Origin of the sequence: Serratia sp. NFX21, from assembly GCF_048517035.1 — a bacterium.
Classification (GTDB): Bacteria; Pseudomonadota; Gammaproteobacteria; order Enterobacterales; family Enterobacteriaceae; genus Serratia; species Serratia quinivorans.
In genome coordinates, this window is record NZ_CP183196.1 from 4,836,222 (window position 1) to 4,860,951 (window position 24,730).

Sequence of the window (24,730 nt, forward strand, 5' to 3'; positions counted from 1 at the left end):
AACAATGAGCACTATCCAACAGAATCTGCAGGATGTCAGAAACCGCATTGCCGCGGCCGCTCAAGGCTGCGCACGCGCTCCAGAAGAAGTTACGCTGCTTGCAGTAAGCAAAACCAAACCTGTGGCGGCGATCGCAGAAGCCATCGCGGCAGGTCAGCGCGCCTTCGGCGAGAACTATGTTCAGGAAGGGGTGGATAAGGTTCAGCATTTCGCCGCGCAGCCGGAAGGCGCAACGCTGGATTGGCACTTTATCGGCCCGTTGCAATCCAACAAGAGCCGACTGGTGGCAGAGAACTTCGCCTGGTGTCACACCGTCGATCGGCTGCGTATCGCCTCGCGCCTGAATGACCAGCGCCCGGCGGACATGCCGCCGCTTAACGTTCTGATCCAAATAAATATCAGCGATGAGCAGAGTAAGTCTGGCATTGTACTGGCTGAATTGCCGGCGCTGGCGGAGGCGGTTGCCGCCCTGCCTAACCTCAGACTGCGTGGGCTGATGGCTATTCCAGCCCCGCAGGAGGATTATCAGAGCCAGTTGGCGGTATTCGGCCAAATGCGCGACGCCTTTCTGGCCCTGCAGAAGCAATATCCGCAGGTAGACACCCTGTCGATGGGCATGACCGATGACATGACGGCGGCAATTGCCGCAGGCAGCACCATGGTGCGTATTGGCACCGCCATTTTTGGCGCCCGTGATTATTCACAGGCCTAATATACTGACGAGGGATTCTAATGCAGCATCGCAAGATCACCTTTATTGGCGCCGGCAACATGGCGCGCGCTATCATCGCCGGCCTGGTGGCGGGCGGTTATCCGGCCAAATCCATTAGCGTCTGCGCACCTTCGGCCAAAAACCGTGATGCGCTGGCGGCGGACTACGGCATCGTCAGCAGCAGCGACAATCTGGCCTGCACACAAGCCGCCGATGTCGTGGTGCTGGCAGTCAAACCGCAAATGATGGCCGACGTCTGCCAGCCGTTGCGCGAAGGCGTCGATTTCAGCGCCAAGCTGGTTCTGTCGATCGCCGCCGGTATCCAGGTCAGCCGTTTTTATCAACTGCTGGGTGACAAGCTGAACATCGTGCGCATCATGCCCAATACCCCATCGCTGGTGGGCAAAGGCATGAGCGGCCTGTATGCGCCGCAGCAGGTCAGCCAACAGGACCGCGACTACACCAGCGATTTGATGGCATCAGTCGGCAAGGTGTGTTGGGTGGAAGATGAAAACGGCATTAATAGCGTGATCGCCGCAGCAGGCAGCGCACCGGCTTATTTCTTCCTGTTTATGGAAGCCATGCAACAGGAAGCCGAACGTATGGGCTTCGACAGCCAGACCGCCCGTAATCTGGTGCAGCAGGCTGCCTCCGGCGCGGCTGCGCTGGTGGAAGCCAACCCGGATACGCCATTGTCGACCTTGCGTGAGCAGGTCACCTCCAAAGGCGGCACCACCGCCGAAGCACTGCGCGTTTTCAACGAGCAACAGCTGCCGGCAACCGTGGCCAAAGCCATGCAGGCGGCAGTATCCCGCGCGCAGGAAATGGAAAAATCATTTTAAATAATCGAGAGTTAAGGAGAAGGGCTACTACATGCTAACGCTGACTTTTTTGGTCAAAACCGTTATTGATCTGTACGTCATGGTACTGCTGCTGCGTATCTGGATGCAGTGGACGCGCGCTGACTTTTACAACCCATTCGCGCAGTTTATCGTGAAGATCACCCAGCCGGTAATCGGCCCGCTGCGCCGCATTATCCCATCGATGGGGCCGATCGACAGCGCATCACTGCTGCTGGCGTTCCTGCTGATGACCATCAAGTATCCGCTGTTGCTGCTGATCCAGGGCGGCGCAATGTCACTCAGCCCGTATAACCTGCTGTTTGGCCTGATCTCGCTGGTGAAGTCGGCCGGTTACCTGATCTTCTGGGTAATGATTATCCGCGCGTTGATGAGTTGGATAAGCCAGGGCCGCAGCCCAATCGACCAGTTGATGTACCAACTGACCGAACCTTTGATGTCCCCTATCCGCCGTATTCTGCCGGCGATGGGCGGCATTGATTTTTCGGCGATGGTGGTGATCCTTATCTTGTATCTGATCAACTACCTGGGCATGGATCTGTTCGGTGAGATCTGGTTCCTGCTGTGAGTGCAGTAACCCCGGTGCTGGACGGGCTGGCGATCAGGCTATATATTCAGCCGAAAGCCAGCCGCGACCAGATTGTCGGTTTGCATGGCGACGAACTTAAAGTCGCCATTACCGCCCCGCCGGTAGACGGCCAGGCTAACGCTCATCTGATCAAGTTTCTCGCCAAACAATTCAAAGTGGCGAAAGGCAACGTCACCATCGAGAAAGGCGAACTGGGGCGGCATAAACAGTTACGCATCGTTAATCCGCAACAGATCCCCGACGTGGTCGCGGCGCTAATCGAATAAATTTCAAGGTAGTCATCATGCAAAAAGTCGTTCTTGCCACCGGTAACCCGGGCAAAGTGCGCGAACTCGCCGACCTGCTGGCCGATTTCGGGCTGAATGTGGTCGCACAAACCGAGCTGGGCGTTGAATCTGCCGAGGAAACCGGCCTGACGTTTATCGAAAACGCCATCCTGAAAGCCCGTCACGCGGCGCAAATCACCGGCCTGCCGGCGATCGCCGACGACTCGGGCCTGGCGGTGGACGCTCTGGGCGGTGCGCCGGGCATCTATTCTGCACGCTACGCGGGCGTTGACGCCTCTGACCGGCAAAACCTCGACAAACTGCTGGTGGCACTGAAAGACGTACCGCAAGGCAGCCGTGGCGCTCAGTTCCACTGCGTGCTGGTGTATCTGCGCCACGCCGAAGACCCAACGCCGCTGGTGTTCCACGGCAGCTGGGCCGGTGAAATCACCGACACTGCGGCAGGTGAAGGCGGTTTCGGCTACGATCCGATCTTCTACGTCCCAGAACTGGGCCGCACCGCCGCCGAACTGAGCCGCGACGAAAAACGCGCGATATCGCACCGTGGCAAGGCGCTGAAACTGATGCTGGAAGCCATGCGTAATGCTTAAGTTGCCTCCGCTGAGTTTGTACATCCATATCCCGTGGTGCGTGCAGAAATGCCCGTACTGCGACTTCAACTCGCATGCGTTAAAGGGCGAAGTCCCGCATCAGGAATATGTTGATCACCTGCTGGCGGATCTGGATGCCGATCTGCCGCTGGTGGCCGGCCGGGAAGTCAGTACCATTTTTATCGGCGGCGGCACCCCCAGCCTGCTGAGTGCCGAGGCGATGCAATCGCTGCTGGACGGCGTGCGGGCGCGCATTAACGTCGTTGATGGCGCCGAGATCACCATGGAGGCCAACCCCGGCACCGTAGAAGCCGACCGCTTCAGCGGCTATCAGCGGGCCGGAGTGAACCGCATTTCTATCGGGGTGCAGAGCTTCAGCGCCGAGAAGTTAACCCGTCTGGGGCGCATACACGGCCCGGAAGAGGCCAAACGCGCAGCGCATCTGGCCACCGGTCTCGGCCTGCGCAGCTTTAACCTCGATCTGATGCACGGTCTGCCGGACCAGTCGCTGGAAGAGGCGCTGGACGATTTACGCCAGGCGATTGCCCTGAACCCGCCGCACCTGTCGTGGTATCAGCTGACCATCGAACCCAATACTCTGTTCAGCTCACGCCCGCCGGTACTGCCGGACGACGATGCGCTGTGGGATATTTTCGAACGCGGTCATGAGTTGCTGAGCGCCGCCGGCTACCAGCAATATGAAACCTCGGCCTATGCCAAGCCGGGCTATCAGTGCCAGCACAACCTCAACTACTGGCGCTTTGGCGACTATCTGGGGATTGGCTGTGGCGCACACGGCAAACTGACCTTCAGCGATGGCCGCATTCTGCGCACCGCGAAAACCAAGCATCCGCGCGGTTTTATGCAGGGCAAGTATATGGACAAGCAGCATGAGGTGACGACGGCGGATCGGCCATTCGAGTTCTTTATGAACCGTTTCCGCCTGCTGGAGGCCGCGCCGCGCGCCGAGTTCGTCAACTACACCGGGCTGGATGAAAGCACTATCCGCGCCCCGCTGGATGAAGCGCTGGCGAAAGGTTATCTGGAAGAAACGCCGGAATATTGGCAGATCACCGAGAAGGGCAAACTGTTCCTGAACTCGCTGCTGGAGCTGTTCCTGGCGGATGAATAGCAAAAAGCGCTGAATTATCAGCGCTTTTTTTTGTTTCAATCTGGATAGAACTCGTGGGAAAGCACCTGCTGAATATCCCAAATCCCGTTTTCCGGATAAACGTCCAACCCGGTTTCCGTCGTCGCCAGCGCTATCGCCTTGGACCAAACCACATCCAGCCAGTCTGCATCGCCGAGTTTGCTTTTTAAACTGGGTGACTCTTTCAGGCTATAAAGCACCTCTTTGCGCTGCGCCTTAATGGTTCTTTCCCAGCTGGTGCCACGACGCGCCGGCTGATACTTCCATTTCAGCAGGTGTGCTATCAGCACCGTCATTCGGCTTGCAAGTTCCCTTTGCTCGCTCTTTCCCACGTCCTCAATCTCCTCGGCGATCTTTTCAACATCGATCTCAGACAATTTTCCGGAGCGCAAAAGAGCAGCCTGTTCATTTGCCCAGGCGACAACATCAGTTTCGTAGCGAGTATGGCTCATAGCGTTCTCCGTAAACACCCATGAATCTGTACATAGTTTAACCAGTCTGTCAGATAACCGTCAGGAGGTCAAAAAACACGCTACCCGCAGTGATTTAGTGTTACTTCAAAGCATTAAGCAGGTCTTTGCGCTGAGTTTCCAGGCCGGTAACGCGGTTACACACGTCATGGCCGAAGTTCTGGAAGTCCTGCTCCTGGTTGTTCCATTCGTTCTGAATCGCTTTTTGCAAGCCACCCAGATTGCCCATGATCGCCTGCAACGGATTGCCGCCGCTGTTGGCCGCCTGCTTGACGCCCATCTCGTTCAGGCTGTCCTGCAACACGCCACCCATGCTCTGCTGCACCAGATTACGGCCATCCTGCTCAACCTGATCAATCGCCTTGTGGTGGAAGGTCAGGCCGTCGCTGCGGTGTTCGATGATGCGGTTCATCTGCTGTTTGAGCTGGCCATTCAGCGTAGTCAGGCGGTTGCGCACGTTGCTGTCGCTGCCTAATTCCTTGACGATCACCTTATCCAACGCTACACGCGCTTTTTCCAGATGTTGCTGCGCGCCGTTGTCGATCCACGGCAGTTCCTTACGCAATGCGCTCTGGTAGCTGAAGGCCTTCTGGCGCTGGCTGTCAGTCAGGGTCAACGCCTGCCCGTTGCGGGTCACATCGCCATCCGCTGAAATCTGCAGGTTGCCGCTGGCTCCTGTCACCTGCACGTTCTGCGGGCTGATAATCACGTCGTCCTGGGGTTTAACGCTGCACTGATACTCGGCATGGGCCTGTGAAGCAGTCAACAGCAGTAAGGCTAACCCGGTTTTCTTTAACATATTTTCTCCTGACTCCCTTCCGTGGTGGGATTAAAAAATCGAACGGCTAATCCGTTGAGACAACAGTTCCAGCGCCGCAGTTCCCGCCAGTGAGTTACCGGAGGCATCCAGCTCTGGCGACCAGACGGCGATCGACAGCTCATCGGGGACGATGGCGACAATACCGCCTCCGACACCGGACTTGCCCGGCATGCCCACGCGATAGGCAAATTCCCCCGCGCCATCGTACATGCCGCTGGTCATCATCAACGCATTAATCTGGCGCGCCTGCAGCGGGCTGATCACTTCACGCCCGCTCAGGTCACGACCGTGATTGGCCAGGTAGACAAAGCTGCGCGCCAGCTCCAGGCAGCTCATTCGCAACGCACAGTAGTGGAAATAGGTTTGCAACACGGTGAGCACGTCGTTTTCAAAGTTACCGAACGACTTCATCAGATAGGCGATGGCCGCATTGCGATCGGAGTGTTCAAACTCGGAACGGGCGACCCGCGAATCATAGGCCAGGTCTTCTTCTCCGGCCAGTTGGCGCACCACTTCCAGCATGCGCTGTTTGGGGGCACTGAGCCGGGTTTGCAGCATGTCGCACACCACCAGCGCACCGGGGTTGATAAACGGATTGCGCGGCTTGCCCTGCTCCATCTCCAACTGCAGCAGCGAGTTGAACGGCAGACCGGAAGGCTCTTTGCCGACCCGCTGCCAGATCTCGTGCTCCTGATAGCGTGTCAGCGCCAGCGTCAGGCTAAGCACCTTGGAGATGGACTGAATAGAGAAGCGCTCGGTGGCGTTACCGGCCTGGAACATTTCACCGTCGACGGTGCAAACGGCGATCGCCAGACGATCGGACGCCACTTCCGCCAGCGCCGGAATATAGTCCGCCACCTTGCCCTGGCCAATCAGCGGGCGCACCTGTTGCAGGATCTCTTCCAGCAACGCGTTATCCAATGTAGTTACCACCGCGGTCACACTCCGGACAAAATAAAGGTGCCGTTAAGGCACCTTACAATCAATGAATACAGCGCAAAATCAGGCGGGGAAAATCAGTCCCACCAGATATCGAACAGATCGCTAACCTTAACGTCGGTTAGCTTGCGCGATTCCAGCCATTTTTTGACCAGTTCACGCTGTTCGTCGGTACAGTGGCCGATAGTCTGCAGGCAGATCAAACCTTCCCACTGCAGGTAGCCACTGCCGTCAAACGCCATGCCGTTCGGCTCGATCACTTCGTCGATGAAAGCGTCCAGCGTGCTGTCGATATCTTCAACCGCGGTGCCTTCGGCAAAACGCCATGCTACGGAGAAACCCAGCTCCTGAAACTCTTCAATGTGTAACTTTTTACGTAAACGACGACTGCGGTTCTTAGCCATTATTCTTTCCTCTCAAACATCAAATCCCAAACGCCATGTCCCAGACGCTGGCCGCGTAATTCAAATTTTGTCAGTGGTCGTGAATCCGGACGCGGCACGTAATCATTATCGCTGGAAAGATTACGATAGCCTGAGATCCCGTTCATAACCTCTAACATATGTTCTGCGTAAGGCTGCCAGTCGGTGGCCATATGGAAGACGCCGCCGACTTTCAATTTGCGCCGCACCAGTTCAACAAACGGCGTCTGTACGATGCGACGTTTGTTGTGGCGCGCTTTATGCCACGGATCGGGGAAGAACAGCTGCACCATGTCCAGCGAACCATCCGGGATCATATTCTCCAGCACCTCAACCGCATCGTGACACATCACGCGCAGGTTGCTCAGCTCCGCTTCGGTAGCGTCGGCCAGGCAGGCGCCCACGCCCGGCGAGTGTACTTCAATCCCCAAGAAATTCTGCTGCGGGTTATGGCCCGCCATGGTCACCAGCGAGGCGCCCATGCCAAAACCGATCTCCAGCACGGTCGGCGCATCGCGCCCAAACAGTGCGGTGATATCGACAGGTTCAGCCTGATACTCCACGCCCATCACCGGCCAATAGTTGTCCAGCGCGTGCTGCTGGCCTTTGGTCAACCGCCCCTGGCGGCGGACAAAACTGCGGATACGGCGCATCGCACGGCCGTTCTCATCAAATTCTGGGGAGATGACGTCATTAATCATAGTGCTTTCTGTCTGTTTGGCTGCCAATTAGGGAAACGCGCATTATGCAAAGATACATTGGTTTAGCAAGTGTTCATCTTGTGTCCCTGCCGTGCGACGTCGGAAAGTTCCGGTTTACAGCATCATGACTCTATGCTGCAATCGCGCTTCATTTTCTGCCGGATATCGAATCTGCTTATGATGCAAGCACAACAGTTCGCACAGGTGGTGCTTGACTGGTACCAGCGTTACGGCCGTAAAACCCTGCCGTGGCAGCTTGATAAAACCGCCTATAAAGTATGGCTCTCTGAGGTCATGTTGCAACAAACTCAGGTTGCCACCGTGATCCCTTACTTTGAACGCTTTATGGCACGTTTTCCCAACGTGCGTGCGCTGGCAGAAGCGCCGCTGGACGAAGTGCTGCACCTGTGGACCGGCCTGGGTTACTACGCCCGTGCTCGCAACCTGCACAAGGCCGCGCAGACTATTGTCGCACAGCACGGCGGCGAGTTCCCGACAACCTTTGAAGAAATCCACGCCTTGCCCGGCATTGGCCGCTCAACGGCCGGTGCGGTACTGTCATTGGCACTCGGCCAGCATTACCCGATCCTCGACGGCAACGTGAAACGCGTGTTGGCTCGCTGCTATGCAATCGAAGGCTGGCCGGGCAAAAAAGAGGTCGAAAACCGGCTGTGGCAGATCAGTGAAGACGTCACCCCGGCGCAGGGCGTCGGCCAGTTCAATCAGGCGATGATGGACCTGGGGGCGATGGTCTGCACCCGCTCCAAACCCAAGTGCGAGCTGTGCCCGCTCAACCTCGGCTGCATCGCCTATGCCCATCACAGTTGGGCGAAATACCCCGGCAAAAAGCCCAAGCAGATGCTGCCGGAAAAAACCGCCTACTTTTTATTGCTGCAACACGGCGAACGAGCCTGGCTGGAACAGCGTCCGGCCGTCGGCTTATGGGGCGGTCTGTTCTGCTTCCCGCAGTTCGGCGAACGCGAAGAGATGGAACTCTGGCTGCAACAACGCGGTCTGAACAACAATCGCCAACAGCAGTTGACCGCATTTCGTCATACTTTCAGTCATTTCCATCTCGATATCGTGCCGATATGGTTGGAAATGAACGACGCAGCGGCCAGCATGGATGAGGGCGCCGGTCTCTGGTATAACTTGGCGCAGCCGCCATCGGTCGGGCTGGCAGCGCCGGTTGACCGCCTGTTACAACAGTTGGCAAAACAGTCCCCGCGCCAACAGGGTTTATTTGGCGATAGAGCCATTGATGAGGAATTAGCATGAGCAGAACCATTTTTTGTACCTTCCTGCAGCGCGACGCCGAAGGGCAGGATTTCCAGCTTTATCCAGGGGAAGTCGGCAAACGCATCTATAACGAGATCTCGAAGGAAGCCTGGGCAGAATGGATGAAAAAACAAACCATGCTGATCAACGAGAAAAAACTGAACATGATGAACGTTGATGACCGCAAACTGCTGGAAGGAGAGATGATCAAGTTCCTGTTTGAAGGGCACGACGTGCACATCGAAGGCTATACGCCACCAAGCGAATAACGCTGTTGGGGCCAGGCGCTGGCCCTCTTCAACACTTCCCGTATACGGCTTTAAGATGAAGAAAATTTTAGCTCTGCTAGTGATAGCGCCTTTGCTGATTTCCTGTTCCGGCAAAAAAAATACTGAAGTCAACGAAGCCCTGGTCAAAGACACCAACGGCTTTGAGATCCTGATGGGCCAATTCGCCCACAACATCGAGAATATCTGGGGTCTGAACGAAGTTCTGATCGCCGGGCCAAAAGATTACGTTAAATACACTGACCAGTATCAGACTCGTAGCCACATCAACTTTGATTCTGGTGCCATCACCATTGAAACCATCGCCACCACCGATCCTGCCGCCCACCTGCGCCAGGCGATTATCAGCACCTTGCTGATGGGGGACGATCCGGGTTCTATCGATCTGTATTCCGACGTCAACGATATCCAGATCAGTAAAGAGCCGTTCCTGTACGGCCAGGTGCTGGATAACAAAGGCGCACCAATCCGTTGGGAATGGCGTGCAGCGCATTTCGCCGACTATCTGGTGCAGACCAAACTGCAAAAACGCACCTCCGGCCTGCACGTGATTTACTCGGTCACCATTCAACTGGTACCGAACCACCTGGACAAGCGTGCGCATAAATACCTGCCGATGGTCCGCAAGGCGTCCGAGAAGTACGGGGTGGAAGAATCACTGATCCTGGCGATTATGCAGACCGAATCGAGCTTTAACCCCTATGCGGTGAGCGGTTCGGATGCGTTGGGCCTGATGCAGGTGGTACAACACACCGCCGGTAAGGACGTGTTCCAGATGCGTGGCAAATGGGGCAAACCAAGCCGCAGTTACCTGTTCGATCCGGAGAACAACATCGACACCGGTACCGCCTATCTGGCCATATTGCAGAACAACTATTTGGGCGGCATCCAGAACCCAACCTCGCGTCGCTACGCGGTAATCACCGCCTATAACGGCGGGGCAGGCAGTGTGCTAAGAGTGTTCTCCAGCGACAGAACCCGCGCGGTCGGCATCATCAACGGCATGCAACCGGGCGACGTCTACCAGACGTTGACTACCAAGCATCCGGCCAGTGAATCGCGCCGCTATCTGGTGAAGGTGAACAACGCGCAGAAGAGCTATCGACGCCGTTAATCACCCGGTCAGGGCGGTCTTTCCCGTCGCCCTGACCACCAGCATCCCTAAGCAATACTGTAGCCATTACGGCCAAGCTCCTTGGCGCGGTACAGAGCCTGATCGGCTGCTGCCAGCAGTTGTTCACGGTTCTGTCCCGGCTGCCATTGCGCTACCCCCTGGCTGACCGTCACCCATTGCGCCACCTCAGAAGCCGCATGCGGCATCGCCAGACCGGCAAGCAAACCTTCAATCCTCTTCGCCACCTGCACGGCTTCGCCTGCGTCGGATTTTGGCAGCAGAATAATAAACTCCTCACCGCCGTAGCGGGCCACCAGATCCTGCGAACGCCGGGTGGCACTCTCCAGGCAGGTAGCCAAGCGAGTCAGGCACTCGTCCCCCTGCTGATGGCCATAGTGGTCGTTGTATTTTTTGAAAAAATCGACGTCCAGCAGGATCAGGGAAAACGGCGCCTGCAGGGTTGATTCCCGCAACAGAACCGCATCAAAGTAGTTGTCGAAGTAGCGGCGGTTGGCAATGCCGGTCAACGGATCGCGGTTGGCCAGCTTGCTCAGGCGTTCAATCAGCTGCTTATTTTCCAGCTCGCGCTCGATCGCCAGTTGGAACCACTGCTCCAGCCGGCTCCGCGCCGAATAAATCAAAAACAGCATCAGCGCATAGGAGATCAGGTTCACCAGTGAAAATGCGCTGTTGATGAAGATATTTTCGGCAATCGCCACCAGCAGCACCGGAATGCTGAACAGGAAAAATAGCCGCGGGGACAGATAAAAAGCGATCAGAGAAGAAAACAGCAGGCCGAGGGTTAGCGGGTAAAGCAGATTAATACTGTCGTTGACGATCAGATGGTGAAAAACGCCGCACCAACACAGGGCCAACAACAAAATACAAACCACCCCGCCACGCCAGGCGGCCTGTTCACCTCGGGCGGCCAACTGACGCAACGCAACAAAAGACAGAGCAGACACCAATACTACGCCGCAGATAGCCGGTGCGCCACGTAACAAAGAAATCAGAGAGTGCTCGCCAAATGCTTGGGCACGCTGAAACAGCAGATAAAGCGCCAGCAGCACATTAACCAATAAGAACCAGTTAAAATTACGTAGCGTCGAACGTCGCTTCTCTCTACCGACCCACTCGAGATTACCCTCTTCTTTCATCATCTTATTCCGCTACTGGACACTTTTACCTAAAGGTAGCGCCAGCACTCGGCTTTGTCATCCCGAGCCGGGATGATTTAAAAGCGGCCGTTGCGGGCCGCTCAAGACTATTGCTTGATCATATAACCGAAGATACGTTTCCAGCCGTGATCCTTTTTCTCGATATACACGCCCTGCAGCTCCGGCGAGAAGCCCGGCAGCCGGTTGATACCCTCTTCCAGCGCCAGGAAGTAACGCTGCACCGCCCCGCCCCATACTTCCCCCGGCACCACGCACAACACGCCCGGTGGGTAAGGCAGCGCGCCCTCCGCCGCAATGCGCCCTTCCGCCTGGCCAATCGGCACCAGTTCAACGTTGTCGCGGATAAACTCCACGTTGGCATCCTGTGGGTTCATCATCACCTGCGGGAAATGGCGCTGGCGGAACATTTCTTTCTGCAACTGTTTGACGTCAAAGCTGACGTACAGGTCATGCATTTCCTGGCACAATTGGCGAAGGGTATAGCCGCGATAGCGCTGTTCATTCTTGCGATACACCGTTGGCAGCACCACGCTCAGCGGCGCGTCTTCTTCCACATAGCGTTCGAACTGCACCAGCATATCCACCAACTGCTCCATCTTGGCCGGGTTTTCCGCCGGGGTCAGCAGGAACAGGATCGAGTTAAGATCGCATTTCTCCGGCACTATGCCGTTCTCACGCAAGAAGTTGGCCAGAATAGTCGCCGGTACGCCAAACTCGGTGTACTGCCCGGTAGCCGCGTCGATACCCGGCGTCGTCAGCAGCAGTTTGCACGGGTCGACCAGATACTGATCCTGCGCGTAACCTTCAAAACCGTGCCATTTTTCATCCGGCACAAAGTTGAAGAAACGCGCGTCGTTGGCGATCAGATCGGTGTCGTAATCCTGCCAATTTTTACCCGCCACCTGCGGCGGGATAAACGGCCTGAGCTGCGAGCAGCGTTCCAGCAGTTGCTTGCGCGTCTCGATACCCAGTTTCACGCAGTCCAGCCACATGCGACGACCGGCAGCCCCGGCATGCATCTTGGCGTTAACGTCCAGCGCGGCAAACAGTGGGTAGAACGGGCTGGTAGAGGCGTGCAGCATGAAAGCATTGTTAAGGTGCTTGTGGTTGCAGTGGCGCTTCTGGCCCTTGATGTGGTCGTCTTTCTTGTGGATTTGCGAAGTCTGCGAGAAACCGGCCTGTTGTTTATGCACCGACTGGGTAACAAAGATGCCCGGATCCAGCTCATCCAGCTCCAGCAACAGCGGCGAGCACTCTTTCAGCATCGGGATAAAGCCTTCGTACCCCACCCAGGCAGAGTCAAACAGAATGTAGTCACACAGGTGGCCGATGGTGTCGATCACCTGACGGGCGTTATAGATGGTGCCGTCGTAGGTACCGAGCTGAATAATCGCCAGGCGGAACGGACGTGCCGCATTCGCCTTTTCAGGCGCCACTTCGCGGATTTGCTCGCGCAGGTAACGCTCATCAAAGCAGCGCGAATCAATGCCGCCGATGAAACCAAACGGGTTACGCGCGGTTTCCAGATAGACCGGCGTTGCCCCGGCCTGGATCAGTGCACCGTGGTGGTTGGACTTGTGGTTGTTGCGATCGAACAACACCAAATCACCGCGTGTCAGCAAAGCATTGGTCACGACCTTATTGGCGGCAGAGGTACCATTAAGCACGAAATAGGTTTTATCGGCGTTGAATACCCGGGCCGCATGCTTTTGCGCATCCTTGGCCGAGCCTTCGTGGATCAATAAATCGCCCAGCTTAACGTCGGCGTTGCACATGTCGGAACGAAAAAGCGTTTCACCGTAGAACTCAAAAAACTTCCGGCCGGCCGGGTGCTTGCGGAAAAACTCGCCGCCCTGATGGCCCGGGCAGGCAAAGGTTGAGTTTTCCATTTCCACATAGGTTTTCAGCGTCTTGAAAAACGGCGGCAGCAGCGCCTGCTCGTAGGCATCGGCGGCGGCTTCGAGCTGTGCCATATAGAACGCCTTGCTGGCGCCTTCCAGCGCAAAAACACCGCTGATCAACGGCAGGTAGTCCGGAGAGAGATGCTCGTCCCCTGCCACCGCCACAAAGGTCGGGATCTCGAACCCGGTCGCTTTGAGCTGCGCCAGATGACCTGCGTTGACGTCATCAACCGACACCACTAACGCGGCCACGTCGGTGTAGTCCGTTTGCTCGATGCGGACGACCTGGCGCAGTGTTTCAATGGTGGCAACCAAACTGGCGCTGGTGGCTATTTTCAATTCTTTCATTGTGCTAACTCTCAAACGGTTAAGGATGAGGTGGTGCCACGGGGCACGGTGATGGGATAACAAAAATTATCCCGGCAAATTGATGTCCGGCGTTAGCGCATAAAGCGCAAGCGTGACCGGCTGACTCTCTTAAGATTATCAGGTAACTATCGGGGACTGGTATCGGCAGCGTCCGATAGACATCAGTAAAAGCAGAGCCGCAGCTCTATTTTTAATAATGCCTAACAGCGAGCATCAGATAGCCTTACCGCATGGCAGGCTGGGCGTTTTTGACGGATTGCGTTCGGGAAGGGTAACGGTTGAGTAACGGCATCATTTGATGTCTGGTGCGCAGTGACGCTTGAGTAACAAAACCAGTCATGCCTGCAACCCTCTGACTTAAATGAGCGGGAACGCCGCTAGGGGACGTAGAGTGCCAAAATTTGCGCAATGATTGCATGTTTTTTTATGAGGTTCAAGTGGCAATCATGCTGCTTTGATTACGAAGGATTAACGAGTAACATATTGTTAATTAAACAATTAAAATAAAACACAGAAAAATCAAAACGGTATAAATAGACGATTTTTTTGCATATCTATCACCAAACAACACCACTGGCTCTCACCTGCCCCACCTGCCATTGCATGAAAATAGAGCAACCGATCGGCTTTGTGACAGAAAGCGATTGACGATTTCCGGCCAATAGGGTTAAATGCGCCCCGTTGCCCGGATAGCTCAGTCGGTAGAGCAGGGGATTGAAAATCCCCGTGTCCTTGGTTCGATTCCGAGTCCGGGCACCATATTTAGAAGAACCCGCCTATGGCGGGTTTTTTGCTTTCTGGCGTAAGGACTCTTCATCGAACACGTTCGATTATTCGGCCAAAGGCCTCACCCTGCGGGCCAACGCTGAAGCGTTGTTCAACCCGGCGCAAGCGCCGGTTGTCCGAGTCCGGGCATCCTAACGGCGCCCGATACTGGCGACTCCGTTATCGATTTCTGGGAAAGGGAAAAAACCTCGCCCACGGCGTGTATCCCGAAGTGTCATTATCTGAAGCCTGATCAAAACGTGATGAAGCCAGAAAGCTCATTGCAGAAAGCATCGATCCTTGTGAACAAAACGGGTGAAGAAGCCAGTCCCCGATGTTGCGAAAACATTTGAAACTATCGCCCGTCAGTTCGTTAGCCAGAGCCTGCAACTGTTTTCGTCCATAAATTCACCTTCATCTGAAGGTGAATTGAACATATCAAAATCAGGCAATTACACATATTGATGTACAGCCAAATTCCGCATATCTTCCCTACAAATAAGGTTAGAAAAGGCGATCTATTGTTAAAAGCGCCTTAAGTTTGTTGGCATTCACCTCACCAGAAGTGACTGGGACAAAGTACTGTAACTGCCACTTTTGCGTTGTGATAGCTTGTTTTACAATAGGTTTAACCCAAGGGGCATAAACGCGGATAGCTCTTTTTCCCTCTTTCCCCTTAACTGACATGACCCCTTTTTTCGCCAGCGCATGTCTGTTGAATATAAAGAATCCTCGATGAGTATGATCAAAAACGCTCACCAATACGAACTCAATTCCATCGTCAAAATCGATGGGCATAATCTCATCTTGTATATGCGGTCTTTTCCACATAGTAACAAATTGCCCGAGCTTAGTTGGAGTCGTATTGGCGACACGGAATAATGCTCGCTTGCCTTCCACCTCAAACTGACAGGCGCCATATTCGCTGCTCTCAGATTCTCGCTGGGGTTCCGAGATGCGAATTCCGGCAGGCAATAATACATCGTTTATTATGTCAGAAAGTTGAACCGGAATTTTCCCTTTCGCCGGATCGGCAAACCAAACACCCTCAATGTCTTTACTACTTCCCAACATATTTTATTTCCTTATTTAGTATCAGAGACTCTCTCGCCAATAATATTGTATATTCCCTGCTTGCTCAGAAAGATGCGCACAGAATAAAAACCTGCTCGTAACACTACCACAGTCGCATACAACCTGACTGTGACCGTAAACATGGATATCGGGCTAAAGAATAGGATCTGCTCCGCCAGTTTTTCAGAAACCAACACCGGGAAGATATATTTGAACTCCTCAGGGACAAAGTTCGGTAACAGTTTTGATGACGGTAAAAATGCGAAAAAGAAATGACGACATCATTTCTTGTAATGCTAATATCCCCTTTTTCTCATAAACCGAATCCAGCATGCCATCCTCTTATCGTCGCTTTCTCACCCTTGTTATCATACTGGTTATCGGCGTGGGCTCACCTATGCTGGCGCAGGCCAGGCCCGATCTGGAACGTAAGATTGGCGTGACCGTCGCCGATACGAGTTCGCCTGATTACCAGTTCAGTGACCTGCCGATCACTTCGGCGGACGGCCAACGCCGTTATCGCATTCGCATAGCGCAACCGCGTATTGCCCCGCCGACGGCCGGCTATCCGGTGGTATACCTGCTGGACGGTAATGCGGTGCTGATGGAATTGAATGCCAGCTTATTGGCCCGGCTTGCAGCGCAAAAACAGCCGCCGGTATTGGTGCTGCTCAGTTATGACAATGATTTACGTATCGATGCCAAAGGCCGCAGCCAAGATTACACGCCGGCCAATGGCGGAGCGGATGCCTTTCTGAAATTGATCGAAAGCCAGATTAAACCGGCAGTGGCGGCGAAGGTGGCCATTAACTCTCAACGGCAAACGCTGTGGGGGCACTCTTATGGCGGTCTGTTCGTTCTGCATACTCTGTTAACCCAGCCAACCGCATTCCAAAATTACGTCGCCGTCGAACCTTCACTGTGGTGGGGAAAGGGCTTTATTCTGCAGGAAGCACAGCGGGTTATTGAACGGCATCCCGCCATCTCCGCCCATCTGTGGCTGTGGACCGGCGGCGGTGAGAAAATGCGTAGTGCGCCGCCCAATATCAAACAGCAACCTCTCCCCGCCGATGCCGCTCAGCGTCTGGCCGAACGGCTGGCGACGCTGAACGGGCTTAAGGTAGATTTCCGGGAATGGCCAGGCCTGGATCACGGTGCCATGTTCAATGCGGCCATCGCTCCGGCATTGGATAAGGTAGCAGCAGGCGACTGAATAACGCCATGCCGCTAATCTGGCGATGATCTTAATTTTCTGTTTACGAAGAAGTTTTATTATCTACTTATCGAAAACAAACGAAATATGGTCATCGTCCAGATACTTGATCTCAACCTCACAGCCTTTCTGGACCTTTGAAGAGTAAAAGGCGGGAATGGTTTCCTTGCCTTCTACCTGCTTGGTCATCCCCTTTTCATGCCATGAAAGGCGGTATTTTATGTTGGTGCTCCCGTTATCATTTGAACTGATGTAATGGACCTCCTCCACCCGAGCCTGAATATCCCGCCCCAGTGTCTGGATTTTATGGTCACGGTTAAACAGATAAACAATATAGGCAATGACGCCTACTGTAAGAATCACTGAAATAATAATCGCAAACTTCATCGATTCGTCCCTTAGCCGAACATGGTCAGACCGTTAAATGATGACATTATCTTCCCGACATGAGCCATCGCATCGATAAAAGCTACACGCCCCTCGGTGGTGGTAAGATCAAAGGCTGTCTTATCAAATTTCATATTGGTCAACCCGAGCTTGCCGCTCGCAGTCACGCTCATAGAATAGCCTTCCGTAACAATTTTCGCCGCCGTGAAATCAAAGGAAAACATGGAAGCGGACTCTTTATGATCTTTGTATTCAAAAGCATGCGGCGTCTTGATGCTCACTTTTTCCGCACTGTCGATGGTGATCATTTTCGGTGAGGTGATGGATACCCCGCCTTGCACCGTCTGCTTCCAACTGCCCAGGATGTCCGTCTTGGCATCCTTGGTGATGGTTTGTACCCGTCCCCCCAAGATTTCGTCAGTAACGTCCTGGGTGACGATATTATGGCGTTTCCCCGTGACCTTGTCATAGCGATCCCCGGTGAGGAAGGAGTCCATGCCTGCGTCATAAGTGCGGGTTACCTTGCCGGTAACATATTGATTTTCTGTGCCGTCCGTATCGATGCTCCGCTTTCCCTTAATGGTTAGCGTTTCTCCGCCGCTGGTAATATCCGACGTCCGGCCATTGGTGATAGTGACCTTTTCGCCGTCCTTAAAGGTTTTGGTTTCCGGTTTGTCGACCGTCGTGGTGCGCATACCGTGGAATTGGAAGATAGCGTTACCGAACACCTCATCCTTCTGATCTTTTTGGATGGTGGTGGTGCGATTGCCGTCCACGGTCACCGTTTTATCGTTCTCCACCGAAATATTCATATCTTTTTCGGCATGCAGCTGCACCATCTCCGAGCCCGCCTTATCTTCGAAGAACAGGTGGCTGGAATTGTCACTGTGGCCGTCTTTGGAGCGCGTCATAAAGCCCATCATGGTCGCACCGGCGGGCAGCGTCCACGGCGGCATACAGGCTTCGTTATACACCCGGCCGGTGACCATCGGGCGGTCCGGATCGCCATTGATAAAATCAATCACCACTTCATCCCCCACTCGCGGGATCTGTACGCCGCCGAAGCCCTGGCCTGCCCAGGCGCTGGACACTCGCACCCAGCAGGAACTGCTTTCATCCCCTTTCGCCAGACGATCCCAGTGGAATTTCACCTTCACCCGACCGTATTTATCGGTCCAGATCGACTCTCCCTGCGGCCCCACCACCCGGGCCGTTTGCGGGCCATGGGTCCGCGGCCACGGGGTACGCTGCGCTGAGCGGAACGACGTGCTCGCCGGGATCACCACAAAATCGGTGCGATGCACCGCCTCTTCGCCCCCGCTGGCGTAGCTGTTCTCTTCAAAATCGTAACACGCACTCAGCACCAGATACTCTCCGCCGTCACTGGCAAACGGCGGGTTGAGCAGTGCAAAGGTACACCCCGGTACGATGCCCAGCGCGGTAGCCGTTGCGTCGATGCGCTGATGCTCCGCCTGCCACTCCTCCTGGCGCACCCGGGCGTAAGTTTCGCCGTGGCTGTGCTCCACGAAGTGCCCAGGCCAGTCGTAGTAGTCAATCTGGCCCGGTGAGGGTGAGGTTGGGTTCTGTCGCGCCTGGAACAGCCATGCGTTGGGCTTGCGGAAATCGTAGTCGTCGATGCTGTAGATCCCCGGCGTCACCCGCTCGGATATCGCCCACTGGCCGATCCCCTCTTCGCTGGTGCTGCCACCGGAAGGCGTAGCGTGGTAAGGAATGGCCTCATAACCGCTAAACGGCTGGTGCTGCTGAGAGGCGTCGTACAGCACCATGGTGTGTTTACCCGACTCGTGGCGGAAAAAGAAATAAATGCCTTCCAGCTCCATCAGACGCGAAATAAAGTCGTAGCTGCTCTCCTGGTACTGCACGCAATATTCCCAATTGCGGTAGTTACCGGTGAGCTGGTTCTCCATCTGCACGCCATATTCGTCGAGCACCGTTTTGATGATGTCCGGCACCCGCTGGTTCTGGAATATCCGTTGGTTGCGGTCCCGCTTCAGCGGCCACAGGTCCGACTCCATGGTCAGCGTGTAAACCACGTAGCGCTCACCATTAATATCCGCACTATGAACGTTGACCCTGGTGATTTTTCCGTTGAGATAGCGTGGCGCAGCAAGCAGCCCCTGAGTAGGGATAGTCAGGGTAATCGGCTGGCCAAGCATGGCCCTGCGGTCCAGGCGGGCGTTGGTGCTGAGCATCGTCACGCTCAATTCAAATGAGCGTGAAACCACTTCCTCTCCGCTAAGTTTCCAGAACTTCAGCGTTCCCTCACCCGCAGGCGTTGTTGCCGTGATACGGTCAAACATAGCTTCTTACCCCTGTAACTAAGACTGCGTTATGCCGCTCTGCCACTCATGGTGCCAGCATCAGTACTTTGAACTGGCTGGGTACCGCACGTATCCCCACGGCATTGGTTGAATTCTGCAGGCTGACGCTGGTCAGGCGCGTCGCCGGAGTGCCTTTGAGCAGCACGGTGAAGGAACCGGTGAGATGCCGCGACGGCCCCATCACGGTGCCTGACGCCACGCCGGTGGCAACACCGGGATTATCCCCGTTGGTCAGCGGCGTCACCGTGGCCATGTTGTGGGCAGGCATGCCCATAAACAGAATATTCAGCGCGTTGGGGACCGCCGTTGGCCCAAGCGCGATATCCGGATAAGGTATCGGCGTTGGGGTCGGCATCGGCGTCATGCAGACGTCGGGAAAGGCCAAATCGGTGCCCATCAGTTGACAGTTGGCAAACATCGCGGCCTCCTCAGCCCATATGGATCTGTTCGGCATCCACTTTGGTGATTGCCTTCGAAGTAATAACGGTATTTTGCGCATGCAGACGCGCATAATCTTCAGCCTGCATATCCAGTTGGCCGGCGCGTACCTGCTCCGTCTGGCGCGTAGTGCGCAGCAGGTTATGGCTCACCTGGGTGATGGTTTGCCAGATTGACTCGCTGTGCTTGCCCACCATGCGCGAAAGGCTTACCCAGGCGGAAAGCTTATCGCCGCTGTACTGCATTTCGCTGATATGGCAGTCGCCCTGGCTGGCGCTGACGCGTAACGCTTCGCTGCTGAGGCTGATTTCGCCGCTGCTGCGGATATGCAGATCGCCCGGTACGCTCAGTTCGGCCATTTCCGGGTTGGCGCGCTCCAGTACCGCCAGCAGCCACACCTGATTATCCACGCTGGTGATAAGCACCAGATCCCCGGTCTGAGGAGCAATAACGCAGCTGGTAGCACGCCGGCAGTGCCAGCCGCGCCCTTCACTCTCCACGCTCAGGCTGCCGTTGGAAAAGCAGTGGGTCACCACCCCCGCACTCTGTAGTGGCGGTGCTGCCGCTTGTAGCAGTTTGTGATTGATATTGTTCATCTTCTCTCCTTAACGGCGGCTCTGATGCTGAAGGCTCCAGGCCTCCGCAGCCAGTAACTCTTCGTCATACTCAAGGATGCCCCGGCGATCGGAAAAGTGGGCTCCCTCCTGCTGCGCCCGATGGAACCGGGTGCGGGAAAATGTGGCACTGCGGAAATCGGCCCGGCGTAAATCAGCATGGGTGAAATCGCTGTAGGTCAGATCGCACAGGGCAAAGTTGCTGTCTTCGGCCTTCACCTGCTGCAAAATGCTCTGGAACAGGCGGCTGTGGCTAAAATCGGCCTGTTGTAACCTGGCACCGATAAACAACGCCTGATCAAACAAACTGCCCTGACAGTTGGCTCCGCTAAGGTCCGCACTCATAAACAGCGCCTGGCTGGCGTTCACCTTACGGAGTTGAGCTTTTCTCAGCGAAGCGCCTTTGAAATTGCACTGCGTCAGCTGCGCCCCGTTAAAATCGACCGCGTCGAGCTGATTATCGGTAAACTGACAGCCGCTAAAGCGCTGCTGGGCATAGTTTTTTCCACGCTGATCGCAGTTGAAAAAGACCGTACGGTCGAATTGGCTGTGGCCCAAACGGGTCGTGCGCAAGTCAATATTGAAAAAGGTCGTCAGCAGGCACTGGCACTGTTCCAGTTGCGCCTCATCCAGCGAGCTCTCGAAGAAGGTAGTACGTTCCAGCGTGGACTGGTTGAAGGTGCTGCCGGATAGCGGGCTGCGCATGAATTGGCAAGCGTCGAACCTGCTGCGGGAGAAATCGCCGTTGCCAAGCTCGCAATGATTAAAGATGCACTGCGCCATTAGCGTGTCGCAGGCGCTGATTGCCGTCATTTCACAATCGTTAAACACGCTCTGTTGCATGCGGGCACCGCTCAGCGTCCCCCCATTCAACAGACACTCATTAAATACCGTTTCATGTAAATTGGCCGCCTGCAGGTTCGCCCCCAGCAGTGAGACATCCTGAAAAATTCCGCCGGACAGGTCGCATCCTTGCAGCTCGAGACCATCGAGGTTGCAGGCGTTAATCATCTCGCCATTTTTTATTTTCTGCTGTAGCTCTGCCGCGCTCAGCGTCGTCATGACAGTTCCTCATCCCGCTTCGGCAGCGTCTTCACCCGGCTGGTATAGGCGTTGTCCAGCCGCGTCTCCATATTAATAAAGGATTGTGACAGATCGGCGCGGAACAGATTGGCAGCGGTAAAGTCCGCGTCACCCAGTTGGGTTTTCTGCATCAGTGCGCCCATCAGGTTGGCTCCGGTGAAATTGACCTGACGGAAATCAGTGCGGATCAACAGGCTCCCGACCAGGTTGGCGCGGGTGAAATTCGCCCTCTGACAGTCCGCCTCGCTGAGATCGCTGTTCTCCACCTTCGCCAACGTAAAGTTCGCCTGCGTAAGCAAAGCCTGGCGCAGGTTACTTTCTTTCAGCGTTGCTTCGCTAAAGTCCGCGCCGCTTAAGTCACTCTCCATTACGGCCGCGCAGGTCAGCAGGTTGGCCGCTTTAAACTGGGCGTACGGCAGTTTGCTCTCCACCCAGTTACAGCTCTCAAGCCACGCACCGTTGAAGACCGCAGCCTGCAACTCGCACTGTTGGAAGACGGTCTTACGCAGCCTGGCCTCGCTGAAATCGAGCTGCGGCAGCGTTAAATTCATAACGATACACTCCTCCAGCTCGGCACGGTGGAAACGACAATGGCTAATACCGACCTGGCGCAGCAACAGCGTTTTTAGCGTGGCACGGCTGAAGTCACAGTCTTCAAACAGGGCGTCTTCCAGTTGGGTTTCCGTCAGGTTGGCACCGCTAAAATCGCTCTGTCGGCACTGGGCCAACGCCAGGCTGGCTTTGGTCAGATTGCATTCACGCAGCGAACTGTTGCGCAAATCGGTTCGCGCCAGCATCGCCTCGCTAAAATCAGCGCCGTCCAACTGGCAACCGCTGAGATCGGCGCTTTCCAGCAACGCCTTACGGAAATTAGCGCCGCGAAAATCCATGCCGGAGAGATCCGCGCCGGTGAAATCCAACTCGCTAAAGTCCCCTCCGCACGCCATGGTGTTCGAAGCGCGCTGGCGAATAATCCGGGCAATATCCCCCGTCATGCGTTGCGCCGGCGGTTGATGCTGGGCCGCCATCAGATACATCTGGTGCAGCGACTCGCGGCTCTGCGCCAATTTCTTCGCCGTCATGCTGTCCGCATGTTGATGCAGCATCTCCTGCATACGGTGCATTGATTCCGGGCCACGCGGCCGCGAGTCCTGTTTGGCACCCTGGCGGGCTTCCACTTCAGCCTGGCGCGCCTCGGCCTGCGCTTTCATCTCCTCAGCCTGGCGCTCCAGTCGTTCGACAAACTCCGGCAGTTCATCCAGCCTCGGCATCTCTGGCTGCGACATATCCGCCAGTAGCTCGTTAACATCCCGCCCTTCAGCCTCAAGCCTGGCGCGGTGCTGTTCGCGTATTTTACTTACCCGGTTTTGCATATTGTTTTGCATCGGGCTTTCTGTTTGCTGCATTTCGCTGTCAATCCAGGGACCGATAAGCTCTTCCGGCAACAGATCTTTTTCACGGAAGGCAAACAGCGCCCCCTTCCCTTTATCCAGCCGCTGGGCCAACACCTTGCGATAGTGATTGGCCGAACGAGCGGCGCCGTTTTTCTCCAGCGCCGGCATCAGTTGCAGCACATCCGCCGCATCATCCTCGTTAATGCGGCAACTGCCCTGCCAGATCAGCATCATCTGTTGCCGATGCGGGAAGAACCAGACCGTGGTGGCACGCAACCTAATCTCTTCAAACAGCGTTTCATCCCCACGCTGACGATTGATAAAACAGCGCGCCCGCCATGGCGGCAGTTTGCCCGACTGTAGCGGTTTTTCCGGATGCATATTCCAAATGCGCCACTCGGCCTCAGGCGGCAGCTCATCTTGTTCCGGCCACCATTGATCCGGGCTGGCGGCATTGAATACACGCCAGTCGGCGTCGCGGGCCAGGCCTGGAAAGTCATTCTTCAGCCAGTTGGCGTCATAGGCTTTGCCCATGCGCTTAAAACGACGCGGCCAGGTCATGTCCAGCGGCCCAAAACTTACCGGCTCGGGCTGCTGCCGCGGTGAGGTCATACGTTGATGTAGCGGTTCGATATTCGGCAGGCGACGATAAGCCGCGCCGTTGTGCTGCTCTTCCACGGCGCCAATACCATGAGGATTCTCTTCGTATCCTGCGCCGCCAAAAGCACGGCTCCAGTCAAGGCGCATCGACTCAAAATTGCGTGGCGGGGTCGGCTGCGAACCAGACCAGAAACGATCGCCAAAAGCCACCAGGGTTTTGCTGAGGCTGCCCACGTCAATGCGCACTGCGCAGCTGTTTTTTTCCTTCTGATGACGGGTATAAGCATTACCCGTCGCCAGAAATTCAGCCCGGACTTTCGGAATGGCCACATCAATGACGCCGCCACTGGTTTGCAGTTCTTCCGCCGCCAGTTGCCATAATTCCACTTCCGGACGCAACTGGGGCGTCGTACCCATATCCAGCAGTGCCATCACAGAAACGCCGAGATAATTTTTACCCTGCTGGCGGAAAGGTCGATTTAATACGCTCAGACGCAGCGGCTTAATAATCTTCATATAATGCGCCTTTAGGCAGCCAGTTAATGAACGCGCTTAAAAAGGGGGATAATACATCTGTCTAGGTTTTCTATCGCATTAACCTAATCAGTGCAAGATGGATGTTAGAAACAATTATTCCCCAATGTCAGAGAATAAAAGACAGCCACTGCGCCAGGCGCCCTCAGGCCAAGCGCCAGCGGGGCTAACGCCTTATGGCGCTCGGCCCTTGTCGCAAATAGGCGGGGACTGGCAAATCCAGAATTAAGATTATTCCTAATTAGCGGTGTTAAACTGATATTTTTTTGCATTAACCCAAAGTGGCTTCTATTACTAATAAGCGTCATTCCCTTATATTATCAATATAAGGTGGTGTTCCATGGATATTGATATAGATTTTAAACTGGAAGGCGTGGAGGAAAAGCAAAGGATTGAATCACACATCGTTCAGCCCTGATTGATAAAGTCATACAGGTTATTTTTAAATACGGCGAGCTGAATTGATCCGTCGGTGTTATCCCCGTATTAAAACAATACAATAGCCTCAACCTCCTCTGCCCCCCCTCTGACAAGCCGCCGCCAAGACCCTGCACTCTGTCGACCGACGGTCGACGACGCACAGCAGCAAATTTCAACGCAGATTCATCGGAAGGCTGAA

General features: G+C 55.2%; 24 protein-coding genes, 1 tRNA gene and 1 pseudogene. 12 read left to right on the forward strand and 14 right to left on the reverse strand.

Annotation, left to right across the window (positions count from 1 at the left end):
* Positions 1 to 4 precede the first annotated feature (4 nt).
* Genes ACNT1W_RS22565 through hemW form a run of 6 tightly spaced genes read left to right on the forward strand, consistent with a single transcriptional unit; the run spans position 5 to position 4,170 of the window.
* On the forward strand, positions 5 to 712 hold the full coding sequence (locus ACNT1W_RS22565) for a YggS family pyridoxal phosphate-dependent enzyme (protein WP_419246159.1): 708 nt from the start codon (positions 5 to 7) through the stop codon (positions 710 to 712).
* Positions 713 to 732: 20 nt separating this feature from the next.
* Positions 733 to 1,554, forward strand: a complete 822-nt coding sequence (gene proC, locus ACNT1W_RS22570; protein ID WP_115183836.1) for a pyrroline-5-carboxylate reductase — start codon at positions 733 to 735, stop codon at positions 1,552 to 1,554.
* Positions 1,555 to 1,585: 31 nt separating this feature from the next.
* Entirely contained in the window at positions 1,586 to 2,140 is a 555-nt protein-coding gene (locus ACNT1W_RS22575; RefSeq protein ID WP_012146734.1) for a YggT family protein, read from the forward strand.
* Entirely contained in the window at positions 2,137 to 2,427 is a 291-nt protein-coding gene (yggU, locus tag ACNT1W_RS22580; protein WP_012146735.1) for a DUF167 family protein YggU, read from the forward strand. The genes ACNT1W_RS22575 and yggU overlap by 4 nt, the downstream gene beginning before the upstream one ends.
* A 17-nt stretch (positions 2,428 to 2,444) precedes the next feature.
* On the forward strand, positions 2,445 to 3,038 hold the full coding sequence (locus tag ACNT1W_RS22585; protein WP_012146736.1) for an XTP/dITP diphosphatase: 594 nt from the start codon (positions 2,445 to 2,447) through the stop codon (positions 3,036 to 3,038).
* Positions 3,031 to 4,170, forward strand: coding sequence for a radical SAM family heme chaperone HemW (hemW, locus tag ACNT1W_RS22590; protein WP_419246160.1), 1,140 nt, complete (start codon positions 3,031 to 3,033; stop codon positions 4,168 to 4,170). Before ACNT1W_RS22585 ends, hemW begins: the two co-directional genes overlap by 8 nt.
* Positions 4,171 to 4,205: 35 nt before the next feature.
* On the opposite strand, the gene ACNT1W_RS22595 is transcribed toward hemW, so the two are convergent.
* The 5 genes from ACNT1W_RS22595 to trmB form a co-directional block, all read right to left on the reverse strand.
* Positions 4,206 to 4,640: a DUF29 domain-containing protein gene (locus ACNT1W_RS22595; RefSeq protein WP_012146738.1), complete on the reverse strand. Its 435-nt coding sequence runs from the start codon at positions 4,638 to 4,640 to the stop codon at positions 4,206 to 4,208.
* 100 nt (positions 4,641 to 4,740) lie between these two features.
* Positions 4,741 to 5,457: a DUF2884 domain-containing protein gene (locus tag ACNT1W_RS22600; protein ID WP_012146741.1), complete on the reverse strand. Its 717-nt coding sequence runs from the start codon at positions 5,455 to 5,457 to the stop codon at positions 4,741 to 4,743.
* Between the two features lie 30 nt (positions 5,458 to 5,487).
* Positions 5,488 to 6,411, reverse strand: a complete 924-nt coding sequence (gene glsB, locus ACNT1W_RS22605; protein WP_026142524.1) for a glutaminase B — start codon at positions 6,409 to 6,411, stop codon at positions 5,488 to 5,490.
* An 83-nt stretch (positions 6,412 to 6,494) separates the two neighbouring features.
* Positions 6,495 to 6,821: a YggL family protein gene (locus ACNT1W_RS22610; protein WP_419246161.1), complete on the reverse strand. Its 327-nt coding sequence runs from the start codon at positions 6,819 to 6,821 to the stop codon at positions 6,495 to 6,497.
* A complete protein-coding gene (gene trmB / locus ACNT1W_RS22615; RefSeq protein WP_012146744.1) occupies positions 6,821 to 7,540 on the reverse strand; it encodes a tRNA (guanosine(46)-N7)-methyltransferase TrmB in 720 nt (239 codons plus the stop codon). Before trmB ends, ACNT1W_RS22610 begins: the two co-directional genes overlap by 1 nt.
* A gap of 177 nt (positions 7,541 to 7,717) precedes the next feature.
* Between trmB and mutY the strand changes: the two genes are divergently transcribed.
* From mutY to mltC, 3 genes are read left to right on the forward strand one after another with little or no spacing between them, the layout of a single operon-like run.
* Positions 7,718 to 8,818: an A/G-specific adenine glycosylase gene (gene mutY, locus ACNT1W_RS22620; protein WP_419246162.1), complete on the forward strand. Its 1,101-nt coding sequence runs from the start codon at positions 7,718 to 7,720 to the stop codon at positions 8,816 to 8,818.
* Positions 8,815 to 9,087 carry an oxidative damage protection protein gene (locus ACNT1W_RS22625; protein WP_012146746.1) on the forward strand — a complete coding sequence of 91 codons (273 nt, stop codon included), beginning with the start codon at positions 8,815 to 8,817 and terminating at the stop codon, positions 9,085 to 9,087. The genes mutY and ACNT1W_RS22625 overlap by 4 nt, the downstream gene beginning before the upstream one ends.
* Before the next feature lie 55 nt (positions 9,088 to 9,142).
* A complete protein-coding gene (mltC, locus tag ACNT1W_RS22630; RefSeq protein WP_017893969.1) occupies positions 9,143 to 10,219 on the forward strand; it encodes a membrane-bound lytic murein transglycosylase MltC in 1,077 nt (358 codons plus the stop codon).
* 47 nt (positions 10,220 to 10,266) lie between these two features.
* On the opposite strand, the gene ACNT1W_RS22635 is transcribed toward mltC, so the two are convergent.
* Together ACNT1W_RS22635 and speF are read right to left on the reverse strand one after the other, a co-directional pair.
* Positions 10,267 to 11,379 (reverse strand): diguanylate cyclase, encoded by a 1,113-nt coding sequence (locus ACNT1W_RS22635; protein ID WP_112364224.1) that lies wholly within the window; start codon positions 11,377 to 11,379, stop codon positions 10,267 to 10,269.
* A gap of 104 nt (positions 11,380 to 11,483) precedes the next feature.
* Entirely contained in the window at positions 11,484 to 13,646 is a 2,163-nt protein-coding gene (gene speF, locus ACNT1W_RS22640; RefSeq protein ID WP_012146749.1) for an ornithine decarboxylase SpeF, read from the reverse strand.
* A 704-nt stretch (positions 13,647 to 14,350) separates the two neighbouring features.
* Here speF and ACNT1W_RS22645 point away from each other — a divergent pair.
* A tRNA-Phe gene (locus ACNT1W_RS22645) sits at positions 14,351 to 14,426 on the forward strand.
* A gap of 154 nt (positions 14,427 to 14,580) precedes the next feature.
* A pseudogene (locus ACNT1W_RS22650) lies at positions 14,581 to 14,822 on the forward strand (Arm DNA-binding domain-containing protein); the annotation flags it as partial.
* A gap of 114 nt (positions 14,823 to 14,936) precedes the next feature.
* On the opposite strand, the gene ACNT1W_RS22655 reads toward ACNT1W_RS22650, so the two are convergent.
* A complete protein-coding gene (locus ACNT1W_RS22655) occupies positions 14,937 to 15,506 on the reverse strand; it encodes a MepB family protein (protein WP_419246163.1) in 570 nt (189 codons plus the stop codon).
* Positions 15,507 to 15,837: 331 nt separating this feature from the next.
* Here ACNT1W_RS22655 and ACNT1W_RS22660 point away from each other — a divergent pair, with 331 nt between their 5' ends.
* Positions 15,838 to 16,719 (forward strand): alpha/beta hydrolase, encoded by an 882-nt coding sequence (locus ACNT1W_RS22660; RefSeq protein ID WP_419246164.1) that lies wholly within the window; start codon positions 15,838 to 15,840, stop codon positions 16,717 to 16,719.
* A gap of 63 nt (positions 16,720 to 16,782) precedes the next feature.
* On the opposite strand, the gene ACNT1W_RS22665 is transcribed toward ACNT1W_RS22660, so the two are convergent.
* The 6 genes from ACNT1W_RS22665 to ACNT1W_RS22690 are packed head-to-tail and all read right to left on the reverse strand — an operon-like array spanning position 16,783 to position 24,093.
* Entirely contained in the window at positions 16,783 to 17,106 is a 324-nt protein-coding gene (locus ACNT1W_RS22665; protein WP_012146885.1) for a hypothetical protein, read from the reverse strand.
* An 11-nt stretch (positions 17,107 to 17,117) separates the two neighbouring features.
* Positions 17,118 to 19,427, reverse strand: coding sequence for a type VI secretion system Vgr family protein (locus ACNT1W_RS22670; RefSeq protein ID WP_419246165.1), 2,310 nt, complete (start codon positions 19,425 to 19,427; stop codon positions 17,118 to 17,120).
* A gap of 46 nt (positions 19,428 to 19,473) precedes the next feature.
* Positions 19,474 to 19,866: a DUF4150 domain-containing protein gene (locus ACNT1W_RS22675; protein ID WP_012146887.1), complete on the reverse strand. Its 393-nt coding sequence runs from the start codon at positions 19,864 to 19,866 to the stop codon at positions 19,474 to 19,476.
* 10 nt (positions 19,867 to 19,876) lie between these two features.
* On the reverse strand, positions 19,877 to 20,482 hold the full coding sequence (locus tag ACNT1W_RS22680; protein WP_012146888.1) for a DUF3540 domain-containing protein: 606 nt from the start codon (positions 20,480 to 20,482) through the stop codon (positions 19,877 to 19,879).
* Positions 20,483 to 20,491: 9 nt separating this feature from the next.
* The gene (locus tag ACNT1W_RS22685; protein WP_419246166.1) at positions 20,492 to 21,562 is read right to left on the reverse strand and encodes a pentapeptide repeat-containing protein; all 1,071 of its coding nucleotides are present in this window, start codon (positions 21,560 to 21,562) and stop codon (positions 20,492 to 20,494) included.
* Positions 21,559 to 24,093, reverse strand: coding sequence for a DUF2169 domain-containing protein (locus ACNT1W_RS22690; protein WP_419246167.1), 2,535 nt, complete (start codon positions 24,091 to 24,093; stop codon positions 21,559 to 21,561). The genes ACNT1W_RS22685 and ACNT1W_RS22690 overlap by 4 nt, the downstream gene beginning before the upstream one ends.
* Positions 24,094 to 24,730: the final 637 nt, after the last annotated feature.